Raw genomic sequence first — 20,742 nt, 5'->3', positions numbered from 1 at the left:
TCCTGGCAACAGGTCTCCGTCGGACGCCACCGGGCCGGTGAACGCTGCGACGTCCACGTCGGCCCCGACACCCTCCAGTTCTGGATCGGCAACGAGCTGCTGCGCACCGTGCGACGCGACAGCACCGGCCCCGTCCGCAACAAACGACCCTTGGGAGGTGCACTGACCAAGACCCGCAGGACAAACTGACGTAAGGAGTGTCAAGGATCAACCGACGTAAAACCGTCAACCATCAGCCGAATGCCTACATCGGCTCCCTGATCTGTCCGACTTCTCCTGACGCTTGACGTCGGTTGGCTCGCGGGCGGTTCCGTCCGGAGCCTGATCGCTCGCGTCGGGTGAAGCGCCGCTGCGACCGCGGGAACTGAGCTCCTTCCAGGCGCCCGAGAGGTCGGCGTCCGGCCCTGTCGTCGTAATGCCCAATCGGCCGAATCGGTCTACATGGGGACGGCGCCAAATCAATCTTCGGTCGCGTGAGAGGGAATTCTTCTCGTGTTCGCTCATGCGTTTGGAAACGTGCGGCGCTGTCATTGACAGGCAGTTCTCGAGAATCTCTCCCCAAGGGAAATCGCCATTATCGGCGGAGGTGACTTCGGATGCTTTTCGCACGACAAACAAGGGAAGTCCTGACCGGTGCACGCCATTCGCGGCGGCACCCATCCCCGGGCCGTCAGACACAGCGGTCCCACCCGTCAGCCTGCGGAGCCGCCGTGGGCGCTTTCGCCCTGGCACTTGCACTGGCAGCGCCCGCGGCAACGGGCGAGCCGACCCGCGTCGGCCCGTCGCTGTCGACCGCCCCACCGTCCGCCGCGACGAGGGCGGTGGCCGCACCGGACTGGCCACCCGTGACCAGCCCGCTGGCCGGACCCCGACTCGGGGACCACGCCATGGCTTTGACGTATGCCGCGGCGCAACCCGCTGCGACCGTGCGGCAGGTGTGCGTGAACAGGGCAAACGTGCGCTCCGGCCCGGGCACGGCATACCCGGTCGTCGGCACGCTCGGCCGCGGCGCCAGCGTGAAGGGGCCGGTGGCCAAGGGCTGGCTCAAGCTCCGCAACGGGCAGTGGGTCTCGACCACCGTCACCTGCGCCACCCGTGCCGGTGCCACTCCGAAGGCCGCGGCCAAGGCAGGGTCTGCGCAGTCCTTCCAGGCCTGGGCGCGGGCTCTGGACCCAGCGGGAAGCGCGACGTGGAAGATCGACTACTCCCGCGCCCACACCCAGGGCCCCGTACGCGGCCTGACGGTGTTCCACAGCTGGGGACAAAGCCGCTCGACGGTCTACATCCAGCCCGGCATGAGCTGGGCCAAGACAAGAATGGTCATGGCGCACGAGGCAATTCACGTCAGGCAGATCCGCTATGGCGGCTTCCGTCATTCCCTCAATGTGTTCGGTTCCATTCCCGGAATGGAGCGCGCGGCCGACTGCGGCGCGAGTCTCACGCTGAGGTACGTGGTCCGCGGCGGCTGCTCCTCGGCGCTCACGGCGCCGGTCCGCAAGCTTCTCTCCGGGCGGGCCGCCTAGGGCAGTTCCCTCGCCTCGACGGCCACGGCAGTGAAGGGGCCCCGCGCGATCCGTAAGGGGACGGATCCACGCGGGSCCCCGGCCGGCGTTCCCGCCGGCCGGTCAGTCATCAGGGGGTGACCGACCACCACCAAGACGCCTCGCCGGCACGGGGTCTTACGCACGAAGAAAGGTGGGCCATGCGCGTAATGAGTGGCCTTCGAAGTCGTCTCATCAGCGACGGTTCCCACAGGCGAGCCGCATGTCGTGGTCGACGGCGCGGGGATGGCGGCCCGAGCCGGACCAGCCAGACCGGAGGAAGTACACCTCGATGCTCGCGATCGACGCACACGGGACGACCGTGATGGCCCCAGGGGCCGGGCTCCCCGGCCGTGCCGCGGAGCTGAAGGACGAGCTGTTTCGTCGTCAGGTCTTTGCGCACATGCGTCTGGCCCCCAGGGCCAACGTCGCGAATGCGATGAGCGTGTTGGTCCTGTGGCTGTACGTCATCGCGCCCCAGCACCCCGCGTTCGGCGCGGTGTGGGTGCCCCTGGCCCTCTTGGCGGCGGGCGTCCGCTCGACGGTGTGGTGGATCAGCGAACGCAACGGGACCGCCCCTCGGGACCTGGCCGGAAGCCAAAGGGTCTTTCGCATCACCGCCCTCGAGATCTCGGTCCAGGGCGTCCTCAACACCAGCTTGGCGTTCTACGTGCTCCCGAATGTCGACCCGGGGCGTCAGGTCGTGCTCGTGGCCACAGTCGCCGGGATCATGGGTGCGGGTGCCGTGGTGCTTTCGCCGCTCAGGCCCATCGGCATTCTCTGGGTCGCCATCCACATGGCCGGATTCGCTCCGGCCTTCTTCCTCATGGAGCAGACCGCCTACTACGTCATGACGCTGCAGGTGCTCGTCTACGGGGGAGTCCTGATCGTCGGAGTCATGTACCTGTCGAACTCCTTCGAGCGACGATCGGTCGCTGAGTTCACTGCTCGGCAGGCTCAGCAGGATGTCGAGCTCCTGCTCGACGACTTCGAGGACGGAGCGCGCGACTGGCTCTGGGAGACCTCACCGCTGGGGGACTTCACGCGCACCTCCGACCGGATGTCCGAGGTGTCGGGAGTCCCGACGGACGAACTTCGACAGCTGACGCTGACCCAGCTCTTGGGGCGACTGGCGAACGACTCCTGGGACGGTGGCGAGGCCATTCAGGAGCTGGGCGACGCCATGGCTCGCGGAGAGGCCATCCGTGACCACGTCATCGCCGTGGTGGTGGAGGGAAAGGAGAGGTGGTGGTCCCTGTCGGCCAAGCCGATGACCACGCGCAACGGGCCCATCACCGGCTGGCGGGGGGTGGGAGTCGACATCACGGACGAGTTCATGCACCGGCAGGAGATGGTCCGACTGGCAGAGACCGACCCCCTGACGGCCCTCGCCAACCGGCGCAGGTTCAACGAGAGACTCCAGTCGAGCCTCGCCGGGCGGGAACGGCCTGGTCCCAGCCACCTGGCGATCTTCGACCTCGACAACTTCAAGTCCGTCAACGACACCTTGGGTCACGGGGTGGGCGACGAGCTCCTGCAGCAGGTCGCCACTCGCATGCTGGCCCACAGCAACGGTGACTTCGTCGCTCGACTCGGGGGTGACGAGTTCGCCGTCATCGCCCAGCCCGAATCGACTCCGGACTTCCCGGAGGTGTTGTTCGCCCGATATCAGGCGTCCTTTGCCGAGCCCTTCACGATTCGGGGAAACCGGATCGAGATGAGTGCCAGCGTGGGGTGCACCCACGCGCTCCCGCTGAGCATCAGCGCCGACGAGATGGTGCGGATGGCCGACTTGGCCCTGTACGACGCGAAGGGAGTCGGGCGCGGCCGGATGAGCTCCTTCACCCAGTCGATGAGCGTCCGCGCGCGGGAGCGGGCTTCCCTCCTGGCCGACCTGGCTGGCGCCATCGAGCACGACGAGTTCCTGTTCCACTTCCAGCCTCAGCACGACGTGCGCACGGGCAGGGTCGTGGCGACCGAGGCGCTCCTGCGCTGGCAGCATCCGACGCGCGGTCTCCTCGTGCCCGCGGACTTCCTCGAGCTCGCAGAGGAGTCCGGACTGATCGTGCCCATCGGTCAGGTCATGCTCCGCCACGCCTGCCGGGAGCTGTCGCGACTGGGCCGCGGCGTCCGACTCGCGGTGAACGTGTCCGCGGCCGAGCTGGGCGCTGCGGGGTTCCTGGACCACATAGAGGCCGCCCTGATCGAGTTCGCTGTTCCGCCCCGCCTGTTGGAGCTGGAGGTGACGGAGTCCGCAGCCATCAGCGACCACTCGATCTCGCTGCTGCACGAGCTCCGTCACCTCGGGGTGCGCATCGCGATCGACGACTTCGGGACCGGCTACTCCTCACTCAACAGTCTCCAGCGGATGCCCGTGGACCTGCTCAAGGTGGACCGCGCCTTCGCGGCTGCACTGACCACCAGCGACGCGCGCTCGGGCCAGACCGCTGTGGCGGTCATGAAGGCCGCGGTCGACATAGCAAGCGCGTTGGGAATCAGCACCCTCGCGGAAGGAATCGAGCGCCCGGACCAGCTCAGCCAGGTCCGGGCACTTGGGTTCGACCTCGTCCAGGGTTTCTTCCTCGCCTCGCCGACCCCCGCCGTGACCCGCCACCTTTCCGTCGTGGAGGCGCCTCTGGAGGTTGACGAGCGCTGACGCGCAGCCTCTCCCGGACGGGCAGCACGGGGGTCGACCCGAACGCCGCAGGCCAGCCTCTGCCTGGAGCCAGCGTCACAAACGGGCATAGAGGTGGTCCTACTAGCGACATCTCATGACCCGGGGGGAGAAGAGCGTGAAGGCAGTGCGGCCTGTAAAGGGACCTGTTGGTGCGAGGACCAGAGGGCGACGGGGGACGGCCTCGGCGGTCCTGCTGAGCCTCCTCGCAGTGATGGGGGCGGCCGGGCTCGCCCTTCCCGCGAACGCCGCCCCGGGCAGCCCGGGTGTTCCCCAGGCGGGGACGCTGCTCTACAGCGAGGACTTCTCCGCCGTGGACGCCAGCGCCGCCCCGATTCGCATCGGCGCCTACGTCGGCGGCGCGGCGGCAGACGGCGAGACGTATGCCGCGGACGCGGCCTGGGCGCCGGGGGCCGGCGCCTGCAACGGCTGGGTGATGCGGAAGGGCTCCGGTCTGCCGGCGAACGGGGGCACCCCTGCCGTGACGAACAACGACCAGTGTGGGCGGAACGCTGCCTGGACCATCCTCGGCGACATGGCGGACGCCATGGGCCGCTACCAGGGGATGACGCTCGCGCAGTCTGCCCAAAACCAGATCCTGAGCGAGTACACGAACAGCACCACGGGTGCGCAGTCAGCCGGACTCCAGCTCCAGACCACCAACAACTCCATCCCCACGATCGCCGGGCACTTCTACGCCGTCTCGGGGATCTTCGCCGAGACCAACTGCTTCAGCAACCACGCCGAAGAGGAGCTGGCGATCCTCATCAACGGGGTCCCGACGGTGGTCGGCACGAACCTGGACCCGTGCACCGACCCCAGCAGGGTGGTCTTCTCGATCAACGCTGCCAACTTCAGTGTGGCCAAGCTGCAGTCCAACGCCTTCCGGGTGCCGGTCACCGGGGCGACGCCGACTCTCGGGTTCCGCGTGCGTAACCTGCAGGCCAACGGCAACGGCAACGACGTCGGCTTCGACCTGCCCCAGCTGGTGGACGTCACCCCGCAGCTCGACAAGGCCTTCTCGCCCACGACGATTGCCCAAGGTGGCACCTCGACGTTGACTTTCACGGTCACGAACACCACCGACCTGATGGCCAAGAACGGGTGGTCGTTCACCGACGACCTGCCCGCCGGGCTCGTGGCCTCCGGGCCGGTTGGAGGCACGTGCGACCTGACGTCCAGCAGCGTGACCAGCGGCACCATCAGCGCCACGGGGGACCTCGCGCAGGGTGAGGTCTCGTGCACCATCACCGTGCAGGTCACGAGCAACACCCCCGGTGTCTACAGCAACTCGGGGTGCACGGACCCGACCGGGGCCCCGATCCCGAACTGCACCAACAACATCTCGACCATCGTCGGGCTCTACCCGCCGGGTTCGACACCGCTGACCGTTCTCCCGGAGGTCGACCTCTCGATCACGAAGAGCGCGAATCTGGACTCCTACACACCGGGCCAACCGATCACCTACACCGTGACGGTCCACAACGACGGCCCGAGCGACGCGGTCGACGCGACGTTCAGCGATCCCATCCCTGCTGCGGTCACCAGCCCCACCTGGACGTGCGCCGTGACCGCGGCGGGAACAGCGACGTTGCCCCCGTCGGGGCCGACCGCCTGTGGGGCCAGCGGCGCCGGTGACATCACGGACACGGTGCGCGTCAACGTCGGTGGCACGATCACCTACACCGTCACGGGCGTCGTCGCCGCCGGAACCACCGGCGAGATCCTCAACACGGCGACCGTCGTGCCTGCGGTGGAGACGACCATCCCCCTCATGCCCGGCGGGGGTCCCGACCACACCCCGGGTTCGACGACGACGGTCCCCACCGTCGATGCCAACTGCCCGCCCGCGCCAGGAGTGGGTTGCTCGGCCTCGGTCGCGACTCCGGGCAGCTCGATCGGGGTCGTCAAGTCCATCACCTCGGTCAGCGATGCCAACAACGACGGCCTGACCGACGCCGGCGACGTCATCCACTACCGGATCGTGGCGACCAACACCGGTCAGTCGACCCTGACGGGGGTCACGGTCACGGACGTGCTCGCGCCGCCCGCCGGGCCCGCCCTGACCCTGGTGTGCAGCCCGGTGACCCCGGCGACGCTGGCGCCGGCGGCCGCCATCGTCTGCACAGCTGACTACGTGATCACTGCCCAGGACGCGAAGGCGGGCCACGTCGACAACACCGTCACAGCCACCGGCACACCGCCGGACGGGCCCAACGTCACCGCCACGGACACGGCCACCCAGCCCACTCTCGCGGCCACGCCCGGGTTGACGCTGGTGAAGTCGGCGAAGATCACCAAGGATGCGGACGCCGACGCGTTGGCCGGTGTCGGTGACGAGGTCACGTTCTCGTTCACGATCAAGAACACCGGGAACGTGACGATGGACACCGTGGCTGTCAAGGACCAGCTGGTCGCGCCCGCCGGTCCGGAGGTCGCCGTGATCTGCCCGTCGGGCCCGTTGGCTCCGGGGGCGACGATGGTGTGCACCTCGAGCGCGTACCTCGTGACCCAGGCGGACGTGGACAAGGGGTCGGTGGCCAACTCGGCCACGGCCTCGGGCACGCCGCACGGGGGCACCACCGCGGTCGTGACGGACCCGTCGGAGACCACGACTCCGACGCCTCCGAGGACGCCCGGGTTGTCGCTGGTCAAGTCCGCCGAGATCACCAAGGACGCGAACGACGACCGCTTGGCCGGCGTGGGCGACGAGATCACCTTCGGGTTCACGATCAGGAACACCGGGAACGTGACCTTGACGAACGTTTCCGTCAAGGACGAGCTCGTTGCCCCAGCCGCTCCTGCGGTATCGGTGACGTGCCCGTCGGCGGCCCTGCTTCCAGGCGCCACGATGGTGTGCACCTCCAGCGCGTATCTCGTGACCCAGGCCGACGTGGACAAGGGCTCGGTGGCCAACATCGCCACGGCGTCGGGCACTCCTCCGCGGACGACGACGCCTGTGGTCTCAGACCCATCAGCGACCGCCACCCCGACACCCGAGGCGGCCCCCGGGCTGGTGATGGTCAAGTCGGCGAAGATCACCAAGGACGCCAACGACGACGGGCTGGCCGCTGTCGGTGACGAGATCGTGTACTCCTTCCACGTCGACAACACCGGCAACATCACGCTGAAGGCCGTTGAGGTGGACGACCGCAGGCTCGCCGACCTCGGCATCTCTGTGACGTGCCCGTCCACGACCCTGGCGCCGGGCGAAGCGATGGACTGCACCTCGAGCGTTTACGTCGTGACCCAGGCCGACGTCGACGCGGGGCGGGTCCGCAACGTGGCGACGGCCGACGGGGAGACCCCGCCACCACCTGGGAGCCAGACGCCGGGCACGGTGACGTCCCCGCCATCGACGGTCGACGTTCTCACGTGGACCGAGGATGACCTGCCGCCGTTCCTCGGGTTCACCGACCCCCCGGTGCTCGCGTTCACCGGTTCGAACGCCATCCCCCTGGTGGCCGCTGGGGTCCTGCTCCTGATGACGGGACTCGGGCTGGTGATGGTGGCGCGTCGGCGACGGGGGTCGCAGAGTGCCTGACCTGGGCGCGGTCACCACCCGCGGCGACGAGTAGGCGCGCACGGCGGGCGGGAGAAACACCCGCCCGCCGTCGTGCTGCCCACTAGGACCTCTGCCCGCCGGGACCCCTGCCCCCTGGGACCTCTCCCCCCCGGGACCCCTGCCCCCTGGGACCTCTCACCCGGCTCCAGTAACCAGCGTGTTGCCGTACTGGCCGTTCTCCTGCACGAGGTGGAGCGACGCGGCATACACCTCCACCAGCGCCTCGAGCAGGCAGCAGGGATCCAGGAGGTAGGAGCGATGGAACTCGTGGTTGAGGAAGCTGACCCGATCGACGGCCTGCACGAGCTCGTCGAGCACTAGCGACGACACCGAGATCCGTTCCGGAATATCCATGACGAGCTCCTTCGTGGGACGCGCGGGTTCACGTCTGGGGCGATGACCACGACGCGAGGGACGGGCCGGACGGCGGTTTTACGGGGGCCATGTGGCCTCGATCGACCCCTGGGCGGGCGAACCATTGCCATAGGTCCCCTCAACGGTCGCGCGGACCAGCCCGCGTGCCGCCGCAGTCCAGGTCGTGTGGATGGTGCCCGACCACGTCACGACCTGGGCGTTGGCGGCGGCGCACCGGATGCTCGTCTGGCTCTGGGTGCAAGAGGTCCAGTCGCCCGTGGCGTGCGTCAAGGTGACACCCGTGGGCACCTCCAGGACGAGTGTGGGCGGGCCGACAACGCCCTCGACGGAGGCTCTGATGGTGGTGGCCGTGTCGGTTCGGGCGCCCCCGATCGCCAGGTCGACGGCCATCGGACTCGTCCGGGCCGCAGGGGTGGTGGGGGCAGGGCTCGTCGGGTTCACGACGGATGTGGGCCGGGGGCGGGGGCGGGGGACGGTGGGTCGTGGCGGCGTGCTCGTGCGGGGTGGAGTCGTGACCGGGGTGGCTGGTCGCCTTGGCCGCTGGGTCACGGTCGGCGCAGGGGCCGGGGCGCCTTGGGTGCTCGGGCTGGTCGGGCTGCTCGCCGACGGCTGGGTTACGCGGGGGACCTCCGCTGAGGCCGGTGGCGTGGGCAGTCCGTCCGGCCGCACGGCCAGGATGATCGCGAGGATCACACCAACCGCGGCGGGGCCCATGAACCAGCGGGCTCGGGGACGTGCGGTGGAAGGGGACAGGGCCGTTGCGGGCCACCCGGTTGCCCCGGCGCCAGCACCCAGGCCGCCGGCGAGCATCGAGGAGGGAAACAGGCCCAGGATGGCGGGCCCGAGCACGCCCGCCAGGTTGCGGTCGACTGCTCTGAGCTCCTCCATGCGCCTCGTACAGCCGAGGCAGGTGGCCACGTGGCTCACCAGCGCGTCCGGTGCTCCGGCCTCGGACACCGTCAGGTCGGCGAGGCCGTCGACAAAGGGCTTGCACCCGGCATCCACCCCTCGGTCCGAGAGGTGCGCGCGAAGGTACGCCAGTCGAAACCCGCGCCGAGCTCGCTTGGCCAGGGCGGCCACGCCGTTGGGGGAGAGCTCCATGGCGCGGCCGACCTCGATGTTGCTGTCCTTGTCGACAGCCGTCCGCCACAGCACGATCTGCCACCGCTTGGGCAGATCCGCGAACGCGAGGCGCACCAGCTCGAGCTCGGACATGTGGACTGTGGTGTCCGGGGTGGCACGGTCGAACACGGCCACATCGTCGGTGATGACATCACCCGACGACGGCCGTCGAGCTCGGCTCGCGGCCAGGTTGCGCACAGAGGTCACGAGATAGGCGCGCACGGAGGTGGTGGGCCCGGCGCCCGAGGCAAGGGCCGACAGCATTCCCGCGAACGCGTCGGAGGCAATCTCCTCGGCGTCCCGCGGTTGCCGGGTGACCCGTCGTGCGGCCAGCAGCACCGAGGGGTAGTGCCGGGTCCAGAGCTGGACGGCCGCTTCCTGATCGCCTTGGCGAGCGCGCTCGACCAGGTCCACGTCTGGCTCGACGGTGCCTGCCGCATCGACGGGGTCGTCGGGGTCGCCGTCATCCACGGTCTGTGCCTGATTCTGGCTCCGCGACTGCTCCGGCTGGCTCTCGCAGCTCTTCGGGCTCGGCTGGGTACAGTGCCGCGACGCGAAAACGGACCTCCCCGGTGCCCCCGGCTGCCAGGTCGGCTCGATGCTCTGCCTCCGCCACCGTGAGTGCAGCCAGGGCACTGGGGTAGGGGCCTGAGTAGCTGGCCGGCGGACACCCCGGGACCATCGCTATGACGACATGGGGCATGTCGATCTCAGCGACCTCCATGGAGTACATGATTCGAGCCACGAGCTCCATGTCTCCAGGTCCCTGGCGAAATACCGATTCGCTCACCGCTGAACCTTTCCTACCGGGCACACGACTCCTCCTAGGACTGTGACGTCTGAAAGGTCAATTGGTGACGCGGGAAGCGTGGAACCCGTCATGGGTGGTTGCATCGCCCAGCCGAACCATGGGCGCCGACGCGCTAGCGCGCGAAGACGGCGGCGGCCTCCGCGGACATTGGCGCGTGGTCGTGCGCGACCCCGGGGACGACGCGCAGCGTCCACCGAAACGGTGTTCCACGGCTGCGCGCCTGTTCGCCCCCCACCCGGTAGAACTCCTCGCCACGCTCGATCCGCGTCTGACCCTGCCGAGAGGCTCCTGCGTCCTGTCGGAGGTTCTCGTCCTCGACGTCCTCGCTGCCCAGCAGCACGGTGAGGTCACGGGAGAACAGGCCGTCGAGGTCCACTGGTGCCGGCGCGTGCTCCAGGCCGTAGGGGAAGTCGACGTCGGGATCAGGAGCCGTGTACCAGCCGGCGTTCGCTGCGACCGCCCGCCGGACACGGGCCTTCGGTTCGAACTCCAGGTACCGGTGGACGAACTGAGCGCCTGCAGAATGGCCGAACAGGTCGAAGGTGGGGTCCCGCACACCGGTCAGGGCTCGCACCTGGTCCACCAGGGGTTCGATGTAGGCAAAGGACCAGTCCTGCGCGGGCCGTGCGTCTCCGGACTCGTCCACCGTGCCCCCAAGGTTGTAGCCCGCGGCCCCCGGAAACGCCGCTTGGTCGAACTGTGGCGCGACCACCACCCATGGGCGGTCCTTCACCAGCGACGTCCACGAGTCGCGGTAGTCGCGCGCGTTCCTGTTCGTTCCGTGCATCACGACGACCACTCGTCCGGTCGCCAGGTCACCCGAGCCGACTGCATAGAAGACCCTGATCGGTGCCGCACCGGCGGGGGCGAACTCGAACGAGCCAGTTCCCGTGAGGCCGGCCCCCTGGACGCCCGCCGCATGGTCGACGGCCTGGCTGCAGGCCGTGGCGCCCAACGCCGTCATCAGCAGCAACATCCCAGTGAGCTGTAGCCGTCGCATCAGAAGGAGAGGGATGCCCGGTTCTGAATCCAGCTCACCGCCGGACCGAGAATTCGGTGGGCCGCCTCGAGGGGTGCGGCAGGGCAGGCCCGTGTCACGTACCCGTTCAGGAGGTTGTCAGTCTGCACGCAGTCCAGCAGCAGAGTTCCGCGGCCGTTCGCGTCCCAACGAAGATGTGCGACGGCGCCCACCCCGACCTTGCCGTAGCTGGCAAACCTGCCTGGTGCGCCGAAGGTGAGGTTGCCGAGACTGTAGGCGACCGGGATGCCTCGCACGATCTCGATCGGCTGCAGCACGTGGGGACCGGTACCGATCACGGCGTCGTACCCCGCGTCGACGAGCAGCCCGGCCCAGTACCGTTGCTGCGCATTGATGTCCGCGTAGTTGTCGCCCCAGTGGACGAAGGCGACCACCTTCGAGGCTCCTGCGCGCTTCGCCGTGATGACCCCTCGCTCGATGACGTCGGGACTGAAGGGAACCATTCCCGGGGTGGTCGGCGTGCTTCGCTGGGCCGGCCCGAAGTTCTCGCCCAGCGCCACCACCGCAACCGTTTCCTGACCTGACCTGAGGACGAGCGGCCGCATGGCCTCTGCTCGACGGGCGCCGGCGCCGAACGTCGAGAGGCCAGAGGCCGCCGCCGTCCGCTCGGTCTCTGCCAGACCCGCCGCGCCACGATCCATGGCGTGGTTGTTCCCGAGGCCGAGCACGTCCACCCCCGCTCGGCCCAGGGCCGCCGCTCCGGGCAGGCCGACCGCATAGGAGTACTTCGCGCCGGGATTGGCGGGCACGGCCACCGTCGTGATCGGGCCTTCGGCATTGACGATCGTGACGTCCCCGGACATCAGCATCACGCGCACGCCTGCGAGCGGTGCGTCGAAGCCGGCGGTGGCGATCAGGCGTTCTGCGCCATCGCCCAGCATGGTGTCACCCCCGAACGTGAGGTCGATGGAGCCGTCCGTGCCGGCGCTGACCGATCGGGTGACCACGTCGGGCGGGGGTGCCGCCATGCCGGTCAGCTGCCATCCGACCGACCCGAGGCAGAGTGTCGTCGCGGCCCCGAAGCCGGTCATCAGCCGACGGTCGCGCCTCAGGTGTTGACGACGGGCCATCGGTTCCCCCGGGGTGTGCGGCTCGTCCACAGCTCTTCGCGGTAGGTGCTGCTGGCCTTCACCTCGACACATTGCCCGCCGTCCACGACCCAGATCAGATCGGCCTCGGCCAGGTCGTCCGGCTCGTCGGTGCACCAGAGAACGGTTCCCCGATGACGCAGGACCATGGCACGAGCCAGGGTTCGACTGGCCGGGTCGAGGCCCTCGAAAGGCCGGTTCAACAGCAGGATCGGAGGGTTTCCCATCAGCGCCCGGCCGAGGGCGATCAGCTGTCGGTCAGCGGACGGAATGTTCTGTCCGCCCTCGACGAGCCACTCGGCCACACCCGAACCCCCCATCCGCGGAAGGACCTGGTTGAGTCCGAGCCCGAAGGCGATCCGCTGGACCTCGGCCGCGGAGGCGGCCCCCGCAGCGTAGGTCAGGTTGCGCCTGACCGTGCCGCGCATGAGTGGCAGGTCGGGACTGACCATGCCCACGGCGCGACCGATCGAGCCGGGGTAGGTGGCCACGAGATCCTGGTCGTCGATCGTGACGGTCCCGGCATCGGGGTCCACGAGTCTGGCGATGAGGTCGAGCACCGTGCTTGCACCAGAACCCGCCCCACCAGTGATGGCCACCACGGTCCCGGGTGCCGCTTCGGCGGAGAAGCCCTTGAGGGTGCCCTCCACCGTGACGCCGTCGAAGCGGATGCGGCCTCGGCGCACCTTCAGCGGCGCGAGGAGCTCAGCCTCGATGGCGCGGCTCGAGCTCGCGAGGAAGTCCCCGATCTTCTGGCGCGACACCAGCCCCCGGTGCCAGTAGTCGTGCATCAGTCCGAGGGTCCTGACCGACCTCGTGAGGAAGCGTGCGATCAGCACCTCGAGCAGGACCGTGGAAGGAAGAACAGCGCCGTTGCGGGCTTCGACGACACCGGTGGCCACCACGGCGGCGGTCGCCACCATGCTGGTGCCGGTGGCAATTCCGCGCAGCCGACCCCGCAAGGTGGCCACCCGCCCCAGCGCTCGGTTGAGCGAGTCGTTCTGGCGGGAGAGCCTGGCGTACTCACCGCCCGCACGGCCCGACACCTGCGTCACGGCGAGGGCATTGATCTGCTCCGCGATGTTGCCGATGACCAGCGAGCGTCGCCGCCGCATCGTGCGCGTGGCGGACCGCATCGTCTGACCGCTGTAGAGCGACACCGCGGCACCAAGGCAGAGGACGGCCACGAGGGCGGACGCCATGGCACGGTCCAGGACGAACGCGCCCGTCAGGCCTGCCATCAGCGTGATGACGGCCGACGAGCCCTGAAGCTGGCCACGGCTGAGCCACATGCGCAGCATCGAGAGGTCTCCGGTGAGCCTGAGCAGTAGCCCGCCACGGGCCCGATGCACGAGGTGCGAGGGGAGCATCCGCTGCAGGTGGCCGTACATGTCCATGCGGAGTCGACGGACGACCTCGTAGCCGGCCTTCTCGGTCACGCTGAACTCGATCGCCCGCATGATCCCCAGTGCCGCGCCGAGGGCGGCGAGGGCGAGGCAGCCCAGCAGGGAGTCTCGATACTGGCGTTCAGCGGCGAATCCCACGCCTGTCGGCTCGAGAGCGTCGACGACGTGGGCCAGCAGCAGGATGAAGGTCAGGAGGCAGGCGCCTTGCCCGAGGCCCAGCGCAAGAACGACGACCCTGGCCGCGCGCGACACGCGAAAGGAGGCAGGGGACGTGCGTCTGTCGCCGCCCGGGCGAGGCCCGGGACCGGTCTCTCCCGGAGGAAGTCGCCCATCCACGAGGTCAGCCCGCCTGCGGGATCAGGCGACCGGTGGCGAACGCTTCTCCCCGTAGGGCGTCGCTCGACTGGAAGCCGGCCACGGAGGACGGTGAGGTGGCCGACTCGACGGGGGACGGGTCCATCTGCATCGTCAGGTCGAGCCCGGCGAGCTCGACGGGCCAGGCGGCATCCAGCGTGGGGTCCGGTTCACGAGCCAGACGTGGGTCCAGGCCGAGCGCGGGGATGACCAGCTCGGGAGTCTGGAGCTCGGGGATCCCCCACACGGGAAGGCCGGTCGCCTCCTGGGCCTCTCGGATCGCGAGCGGGGAGCGCGTCAGCATGCCCGACACCGCAGCGACCTCGAAGCCTCGCTCCCGCAGGTGGCTGACGCCGTGCGCGGCGCCCATCGCGTCGGAGGCCGCGAGGACCACGACGTCGAGCAGCTCGTGGACGACCGGCGAGGTCAGCAGCATCCTGTTCTCCTGCTGGAACACCCCGTCAGCGATCTCCACGAAGTTGACGCCGCATCCGGCAAGGGACAGCTGGGACACCAGCTGGGTCATCGCCGATTCGAGGACGGGGATCGGCTGCCGGAAGGTCGAGGCCAGACCCGCGTCCGTGAAGTCGAACATCCGGTGAGCGCCTGCATCCAGCATCACCCAGAAGTCGTTCCCCGAGCCGGTGCCGGTGACCTTGACCGACCCGGGCAACATGCCGACCTTGCTCAGCCCGTGAAGGAGGTAGTGCATGGTCGTGGTCTTGCCGGCGTTCATCGACGTCCCGAGAACGGCAACCGTCCTCGGCCGCACAGGGGGCGGAACCACGTCGGGAAGTCGGAAGTCCCAGACGTTCAGCGGCCTGCCGTACTCGTCGCCGACCAGGCCCAGCGGAATGATGTCCGTGGCACGCCGGACGGCCCTGCTGTGGGAAATCGATTGGGACGCGATCCCCCCGGAGGCCACCAGCTGGACACGGCCCAGGGAGGACGGTACGTGGGACTCGAACTGGTCCGTGGCGTAGCGGTCGGCGTAGGCGACGACCACCGTGTCCCCGACGTGCAGCGCGCTGCGCCGGCCATCGGGCTGTTCGATCCGCCGGTGCTGCCCCAGGCGCTCGACGTGAGCCAGCACGACATCACCGGACCGCGGACGGATCGCGCCTCCGACGAGGGTCTTCATGGCCGAGCGCGGCACCCGGCGCGTTGCGAAGCTCTGCCTGGCTCGCTGGTTGGTCCCCCCTTCCAACGGCCGGACCCACACGTCTTGTCGAGACATGCCCCCACCCTCCAAAGAAATCCCTGCGACGGGCGTCGCTCCGTGGACGCGGTCCCCCCGACGCCCTGCCTTGCCATCAGTTGAACGAGGGCAGGCGCGGATCGGGTCTAGGACCCGATCCGCCCCCCGCTCACGTCGTCTCACTCCTAGCGTGAGCGCCGGCCCGCCGTCATCAGGCCCGTCCCCGCGATGAGCAGGACCAGCGCGCCAGCCACCGCGGCCATGACGTTGACCCCCGTGAACGCCAGGGCGCCTTCGCTCACCTCGAGAGCCCCGCTGGTGGTGACGACAAAGGGAAGCCCTCCGCCGATCGTCCCGTTCTCCTCCCCTCCGCCTCCCGTGCCTCCCGTGCTGACCGTCGAGGTGGGCGTGGAGGCCGGCGGCGTGGTCGTGGTGCTGGTGCTGGAGGTCGAGCTCGTCGGCGGTGCCGTCGTGCTGGTGGTGGACGTGGTGGACGTGGTGCTCGTCGGCGGTGCGGTCGTGGTGGACGTGGTGCTCGTCGGCGGTGTCGTCGTGGTCGGGGATGGCGTACCGCCTGAGCCCGTTCCCGAGGCGTCCGTGCGCTTCACGACTGACTCGACGGGCAGGACCGTGCCGTCGAACTTCACCGTTGCGTCGTTCGAGTACACGGACCGTCCCGGATCGGTGACGGTGGCGTTGACCCGCACCTCTGCATACTCGCCGGCGGGCACAGCCGACCACGTCACGACAAGGCGGTCCGGGGCGCAGGAGACCGCAGCCGGGACGGTGGCGTCGTCGTAGGGCTCGGCCAGCCTGCCCTCGGACCCGAGTCGTCCTCCGATGTGGGCAGTCACGGAGGCGCAGTCGAGGCTCAGTCCCGGCCCGGGCGTGTCAGTGATGGTCACGGTGGTGGTGTCAGCGGTCGTTGCCGGGGTCCAGACGACTGATCGCGTCTTCGTCTGCCCGGAGTCGAGCCACCACATGTCCTTGCCGGCATCGTCCCGAGAGCCCACGCAGCTCGCGGTGCAGGGCTGGTCGGTACCGACGGGAACCCTGACGACGTCGGACCCCGTCTGGAACTCGAGATCCACCTCCCCGCCAGTGCCGGCAGCACTGTAGAGGGTGACGAACGTGCAGGTCCCGTGGATGTCGGTGGGATGCGAGGCGACGTAGTCAGCCAGGGTGAAGACGACGTGGTCGGCGTCGTCGACGGTCGCGGTGGCGACGACCGAGCCGTCCGGGGCGAAGAGGTTGAAGCTCTTCGCCCCGAACCAGTTGAGCTGGTCGGGCAGGGTGAGGTCGAACGTGTCGCCCGGGTCTGATCCGTCAGGGACCGCCCACGTGCAGGCGAAGGTGACTTCGTCGCCCTCGTCGACGTGGGTGGCCCGGGTCGAGATCGAGGTGATCGCTCCCGGGATGTCGTCGGCCCGGGACGGCGGAGCCATGATCAGTAGGGCGGTCAGCCCCAGCAGGACACACGCTCCCACTGTCCCCACCACTCGCTGCCACCGGTTTGTGCCTGTTACCACCATGCGCGAACGCCTCCCCTAGAGCGGCATCGTCGTCGTCCCCCCTGGACTGGCCGGGCGATGCCATCATCAGAAAGGACCGGGGTGTGGCGAAAGGATGACGCGAGCGGGCAGCGGCGGATACGTGACGCCCGCCACTAGCGGGAGGCGTGTGTCAGGAGGCTGCCACCCCGGCCGCCCCTACTCGGTCGGGGTGACAGCGGTCCGCCTACAGAGACGTCGCGCGAGGGAAGTCGTGTCGCCGGACACGTGTCGCCGGACCCGTGCCCCACTGGGGGCACGGGCCCGGCGACACGTCAGCGGAAGAGCAGGGCTCGTGCCGGGGCGGAGCGGATCATCGATCGTCCGTCGTGCCCCACTCCGGGCACGACCGAGAGGGAGTGACCAGCGGGGAGCTGCCCGAGCTGGTCGCGCAGGTGGTTGAAGAACACCTGACCACGTTCCAGCCGGTTCCTGCCCTGGGCGTCCGCCTCGCAGCTGACGTCCAGTTCCGAGTCCCGCAACACGTCCGCACCGCCGAGGAGGAGGGCGACGCGGTGCCCGGCATAGCGCGCGCGCACGTCCCCGGCGGACCGCATGTAGCCGTTCAGCCCGTCCAGGCCGTACTTCCAGGTGTTGTAGCCGGAACACCCGGCCGCCGGGGCGAGGACGGTCCCGCCAGCCCACCTCTGGGCGGTGAGGTACCCGTAGCTCGACGGGTTCGCAGGGACGAACCGGTCGATGGGCGCGTCACTGCCTTCGGCGTAGCGCTGGACGAACTGGCCACCGGCAGAATGCCCGATGATGCGGATGGGAACGCTGCTCCCGAAGGTCTTCCGGACGGCGGCGGTCAGCTGGTCCAGTGCCTCGAAGCTCGAGACCCTGGTGCCGTCCTCGTTGTTGCTGGTGTTTCCCTCGCGCCATCCTGACCCCCAGATCAGCCGACTCTCGTCGTCCGTCTCCGCGTAGGTCGGAAAGTGAGGGGCAACCACGAGGGTCGAACCGAGAACCCCGGCGTCGGAGGCGGACTCCATCGCGTAGCGCGCGTAGTCGCAGTAGTTGCCGGAGGTCCCGTGGACCACGATGACGACCCTGGCGATCGCCTTGCTCCTCACGGCCACGGATCCGTTGCCGCAGTAGTCGACAACCTTCGTGCCGACCGGGAACGTGCGACTCGTCGCGGAAGTGGTGCCAGCGGAGGCTTGGCCCGCGGCGGGGGTCGCGGGCGCCAGCAGGCCGGCCACCAACGAGACGGACGCGATGATGCGCCGGGTCCGAGCGGGCACCGGGAGCACCCGCGCGACGGCGGGGCAGGGGGCCTTGCGGTGGTGGGTCCGGCGGCACGAGACCGGCGGCTCAGTGGATCCGCGCAGATGCCGCTCGGTCCGGCATGCGGTGGAAGGGTGATGGTCAGCCGGGTCGCGCGGGGTCCGTCGTGGTGACCGGATGCGACAGTTCCTGGACAGGTGTGTAGCGATCATGCGAGCGCCTACCTCCATGACAGAGTGGCCTCGGGGCTGGTGCTCCGAGACGACGGTCCCGCAGCCGCCGACCCTCCTCAGGCCCGTCGGAAGGGGTTTGAGGGCGCCGCCGACGGTTCTCGAAAAGCATTGTGCTCGTTGATGTTTCGCTTCTCAGGAGCACCCCTGGGGGGGGTGGGTGGACCGTCACCCTTAAGACCACCTGGCGGGGTCCACGATTACGCAGAGAGTCCGAGGCCCATCTGGTCGGTATCCAGGCCCCGTGTCGGGGACAGCGCCGGCCCGATGTGGGCCATGTTCTGACAGAGAGGGTTCCGGCACGCGTGCGTCAGCACCTGGGCCGCCACGAGGGCATCCACGCCGAATGCCAGGGCGAAACCGAAGCGGTGAGCGATCACCATGCGGTCGTGTGCGATCCAGAACTGTCCGTGCCCACGTCCGGAGACCGCACCGGTCCACGGGTGGCACGCGCCCGGCGCGGCAACGTTCAGCACGCGTTGTCGGTATGCCGCGACGAGGGTGGGAACGCCCATCGACGCGCGCAGCTGGGCCACCGTCACCGGCCTCAACGCCGTCATCGCCGCGAACTCACCTTCACCCTCCGACCGCCCCACCGACAGCACAGCGCACCACCCATACGACGCATACCCGGTCGAACCGTGACGCCGCCCGGGCTGAACCCGCGCGGGTCAGGCCCTCGTGGTCCTGTCGGCAGGGGTGATGGTCGCCGCGCCCTGCCGACAGGACTACGGGATAGACATTCTGGACGGTCCGAATGTGACGCCGGAGGCCCAGCCGTTGCGCCAACCGTTGACAGAACGCCACAAACCGGATGATGATCGCAAGGCTTCAAGCAGCCGGGGCACCAGTCGTCAGCGCCCAGGAGGCTGCAGGTGAGCGAGCCGATCGAGTCCGTCCGCGTGGGTGATCGGGCCACGACGCCCGTCCATTCCGCGTCCGTGCGTGAGCTCCTCACCGAGCTCGCCGAGCTGGAGGACGCCACCCGCGGCCCCGGGGGCTTCGCGGGTCCGGCCGGGACGGTGCAGCCCACGGACCTGCTCGCGGCCCTGGCTCGCGAGCAGGAGATCATCGACGAGCTGCACGCGCGGTGTCCCGAGACCCAGCTCCCCACGAGTCACCTCGACGTCCAAGGCCGCGCCGCCCGGGCTGACTAGGCTGGCGGGGTGCCTCGTCCGTCCGACACCGCAGTCCAGGGCGAAGCCCCGACGGGTGCGTCGCATGCGGGTGAGCCCCAGGCCGGCACCGGTCGGCAGCTCCAGCAGCTGATCGTCACGATCTGCGCTCTCCACGCCCGGGGTGAGCACGACTCCCTGGCTGTGGCCGAGCTCATCAAGCTCCTCGCCACCCTCGACGTCGACGAGGCCGCTACGCGATCGGCGTTGTCCCGCTTGAAGAAGCGCGGCGTCCTGTTGCCGACCCGCAAAGCTGGCAGCGCGGCATACCGGCTGGATCCGCAGCTCGAGGACGTCTTCGAGGAGGGTGACGAACGCATCTTCGCGCCGCGGCGCGCCCAGCCCGGCGACCGCTGGCTGCTGGCCGCGTTCTCGGTGCCGGAGTCGCAGCGGAACCTGCGCCACCAGCTGCGCCGGGTGCTCGCGGGGCGTGGGTTCGGCACGGTGGCCGCTGGACTGTGGATCGCCCCCGAGTTCGTCCACGCCCACCTGCGCCGCGAGCTCGAGCGCGAGGGGTTGCTGGAGTTCGTGGAGTTCTTCGCGGCCGACCTGCTCGACGACCAGGTCGCGCGGCGCGTCGCCGAGTGGTGGGACCTCGACGCGCTGGGTGCCTTGTATGCCGGGTTCCGGGCCCAGTTCGAACCGGTCCGCGAGCGGTGGGGCACCGCTGCGGACGGGTCGGGTCCCCACGGGTCAGGGCCGGATGACGACGCGCGCGCCTTTGCCGACGACGTGCTGCTGCTGACCGCGTGGCGCCGGCTGCCCTACCTCGACCCCGGCCTCCCGGTGGAGTTCCTGCCACCGGACTGGCAGGGGATCGCAGCGGAGCGGCTCTTCTCGGACCTGCACCAGCGGCTGGCCGGCCCAGCGCGTCGCTACGCAGAGTCGGTCATCGGCAGCTAGGCCTGAGGGCGGCGCAGCCGGTCGTCGGGGATGACCGCGACGCCGAGGATCTCGATGAGCGCCTCCGGCTGCCACAGGGCGGTGCAGCCGATGCCGGCCATCGCCGGGTAGACGAGGCCGGCCAGCTCGCGCCAGGCGCGGCCGATCTCGCGGCCGTGCGCCTGGTAGTCGGGGATGTCGGTGAGGTAGATCGTCAGGCTGACGAGGTCCTCCGGGAGGCCGCCCGCCTCGCGGAGGGTGGTCAGCACGTTCCCGAACGCCTGGCGGAACTGCTCGACGATGCCGCCCTCGACGATCTGCATGTCCGCGTCGAGCGCCGTCTGGCCGCCCAGGTACAGCGTGTTGCCGCTGAGCGTGCCGTGCGAGTAGCCGCTCGGAGCGGGCAGCGCGGCCGGGTTGATGGCGACGGGGGTCATGGCGCTCCTCGGGTGGTTCCTGGGCGTGGGCAGTTCGACGCCTGCGACTATTGACTATACGTGACGAT

At 69.4% G+C, this 20,742-nt stretch carries 15 protein-coding genes and 1 pseudogene; 6 read left to right on the top strand and 10 right to left on the bottom strand.

Going from position 1 to position 20,742, the window contains the following annotated elements:
* From AC1DWR_RS09780 to AC1DWR_RS09765, 4 genes and pseudogenes are all read left to right on the top strand, one after another.
* Positions 1 to 189: pseudogene (locus AC1DWR_RS09780) on the top strand (hypothetical protein); the annotation flags it as partial.
* Between the two features lie 521 nt (positions 190 to 710).
* The gene (locus AC1DWR_RS09775) at positions 711 to 1,523 is read left to right on the top strand and encodes an SH3 domain-containing protein (RefSeq protein ID WP_477615876.1); all 813 of its coding nucleotides are present in this window, start codon (positions 711 to 713) and stop codon (positions 1,521 to 1,523) included.
* Positions 1,524 to 1,764: 241 nt separating this feature from the next.
* A complete protein-coding gene (locus AC1DWR_RS09770) occupies positions 1,765 to 4,197 on the top strand; it encodes a putative bifunctional diguanylate cyclase/phosphodiesterase (protein ID WP_477624325.1) in 2,433 nt (810 codons plus the stop codon).
* Between the two features lie 232 nt (positions 4,198 to 4,429).
* Positions 4,430 to 7,759, top strand: a complete 3,330-nt coding sequence (locus tag AC1DWR_RS09765; protein ID WP_477615880.1) for a DUF7507 domain-containing protein — start codon at positions 4,430 to 4,432, stop codon at positions 7,757 to 7,759.
* 156 nt (positions 7,760 to 7,915) lie between these two features.
* Here the strand turns inward: AC1DWR_RS09765 and AC1DWR_RS09760 are convergent, their stop codons facing one another.
* The 9 genes from AC1DWR_RS09760 to AC1DWR_RS09720 all read right to left on the bottom strand — a co-directional run bounded on the left by AC1DWR_RS09760 (position 7,916) and on the right by AC1DWR_RS09720 (position 18,740).
* Complete coding sequence (locus tag AC1DWR_RS09760) at positions 7,916 to 8,134, bottom strand: hypothetical protein (protein WP_477615873.1); 219 nt, start codon at positions 8,132 to 8,134, stop codon at positions 7,916 to 7,918.
* A gap of 78 nt (positions 8,135 to 8,212) precedes the next feature.
* Positions 8,213 to 9,748 (bottom strand): RNA polymerase sigma factor, encoded by a 1,536-nt coding sequence (locus tag AC1DWR_RS09755; RefSeq protein WP_477615872.1) that lies wholly within the window; start codon positions 9,746 to 9,748, stop codon positions 8,213 to 8,215.
* Between the two features lie 452 nt (positions 9,749 to 10,200).
* Positions 10,201 to 11,064 (bottom strand): lipase family protein, encoded by an 864-nt coding sequence (locus tag AC1DWR_RS09750; protein WP_477624324.1) that lies wholly within the window; start codon positions 11,062 to 11,064, stop codon positions 10,201 to 10,203.
* Positions 11,065 to 11,087: 23 nt separating this feature from the next.
* On the bottom strand, positions 11,088 to 12,158 hold the full coding sequence (locus tag AC1DWR_RS09745; RefSeq protein ID WP_477615870.1) for a CapA family protein: 1,071 nt from the start codon (positions 12,156 to 12,158) through the stop codon (positions 11,088 to 11,090).
* 17 nt (positions 12,159 to 12,175) lie between these two features.
* On the bottom strand, positions 12,176 to 13,873 hold the full coding sequence (locus AC1DWR_RS09740; RefSeq protein ID WP_477615869.1) for an ABC transporter transmembrane domain-containing protein: 1,698 nt from the start codon (positions 13,871 to 13,873) through the stop codon (positions 12,176 to 12,178).
* 88 nt (positions 13,874 to 13,961) lie between these two features.
* Positions 13,962 to 15,212, bottom strand: a complete 1,251-nt coding sequence (locus AC1DWR_RS09735; protein ID WP_477615868.1) for a DUF1611 domain-containing protein — start codon at positions 15,210 to 15,212, stop codon at positions 13,962 to 13,964.
* 146 nt (positions 15,213 to 15,358) lie between these two features.
* Positions 15,359 to 16,618: an Ig-like domain-containing protein gene (locus AC1DWR_RS09730; RefSeq protein ID WP_477615867.1), complete on the bottom strand. Its 1,260-nt coding sequence runs from the start codon at positions 16,616 to 16,618 to the stop codon at positions 15,359 to 15,361.
* Between the two features lie 380 nt (positions 16,619 to 16,998).
* On the bottom strand, positions 16,999 to 17,967 hold the full coding sequence (locus tag AC1DWR_RS09725; protein WP_477615866.1) for an alpha/beta fold hydrolase: 969 nt from the start codon (positions 17,965 to 17,967) through the stop codon (positions 16,999 to 17,001).
* 413 nt (positions 17,968 to 18,380) lie between these two features.
* On the bottom strand, positions 18,381 to 18,740 hold the full coding sequence (locus tag AC1DWR_RS09720; RefSeq protein WP_477624323.1) for a hypothetical protein: 360 nt from the start codon (positions 18,738 to 18,740) through the stop codon (positions 18,381 to 18,383).
* Between the two features lie 315 nt (positions 18,741 to 19,055).
* Here AC1DWR_RS09720 and AC1DWR_RS09715 point away from each other — a divergent pair, with 315 nt between their 5' ends.
* Positions 19,056 to 19,337: a hypothetical protein gene (locus AC1DWR_RS09715; protein ID WP_477615864.1), complete on the top strand. Its 282-nt coding sequence runs from the start codon at positions 19,056 to 19,058 to the stop codon at positions 19,335 to 19,337.
* A 9-nt stretch (positions 19,338 to 19,346) separates the two neighbouring features.
* Positions 19,347 to 20,258, top strand: coding sequence for a PaaX family transcriptional regulator (locus AC1DWR_RS09710; protein WP_477615863.1), 912 nt, complete (start codon positions 19,347 to 19,349; stop codon positions 20,256 to 20,258).
* Here the strand turns inward: AC1DWR_RS09710 and AC1DWR_RS09705 are convergent.
* On the bottom strand, positions 20,255 to 20,674 hold the full coding sequence (locus AC1DWR_RS09705) for a RidA family protein (protein ID WP_477615862.1): 420 nt from the start codon (positions 20,672 to 20,674) through the stop codon (positions 20,255 to 20,257). The genes AC1DWR_RS09710 and AC1DWR_RS09705 overlap by 4 nt on opposite strands.
* Positions 20,675 to 20,742: the final 68 nt, after the last annotated feature.

The sequence above is a fragment of the Pedococcus sp. P2_E2 genome (assembly GCF_056403955.1).
Note: the sequence above shows the minus strand (reverse complement) of the source record. Positions and strands in the feature narration are given on the sequence as shown.

Bases quoted from the DNA above. Each gene is read 5' to 3' on its own strand.
- AC1DWR_RS09730 (WP_477615867.1), bottom strand. From the start codon at position 16,618: ATGGCTCCGCCGTCCCGGGCCGACGACATCCCGGGAGCGATCACCTCG.
- AC1DWR_RS09770 (WP_477624325.1), top strand. From the start codon at position 1,765: ATGTCGTGGTCGACGGCGCGGGGATGGCGGCCCGAGCCGGACCAGCCA.
- AC1DWR_RS09720 (WP_477624323.1), bottom strand. From the start codon at position 18,740: ATGACGGCGTTGAGGCCGGTGACGGTGGCCCAGCTGCGCGCGTCGATG.
- AC1DWR_RS09760 (WP_477615873.1), bottom strand. From the start codon at position 8,134: ATGGATATTCCGGAACGGATCTCGGTGTCGTCGCTAGTGCTCGACGAG.
- AC1DWR_RS09745 (WP_477615870.1), bottom strand. From the start codon at position 12,158: ATGACCGGCTTCGGGGCCGCGACGACACTCTGCCTCGGGTCGGTCGGA.
- AC1DWR_RS09735 (WP_477615868.1), bottom strand. From the start codon at position 15,212: ATGTCTCGACAAGACGTGTGGGTCCGGCCGTTGGAAGGGGGGACCAAC.
- AC1DWR_RS09705 (WP_477615862.1), bottom strand. From the start codon at position 20,674: ATGACCCCCGTCGCCATCAACCCGGCCGCGCTGCCCGCTCCGAGCGGC.
- AC1DWR_RS09765 (WP_477615880.1), top strand. From the start codon at position 4,430: ATGGGGGCGGCCGGGCTCGCCCTTCCCGCGAACGCCGCCCCGGGCAGC.
- AC1DWR_RS09750 (WP_477624324.1), bottom strand. From the start codon at position 11,064: ATGTTGCTGCTGATGACGGCGTTGGGCGCCACGGCCTGCAGCCAGGCC.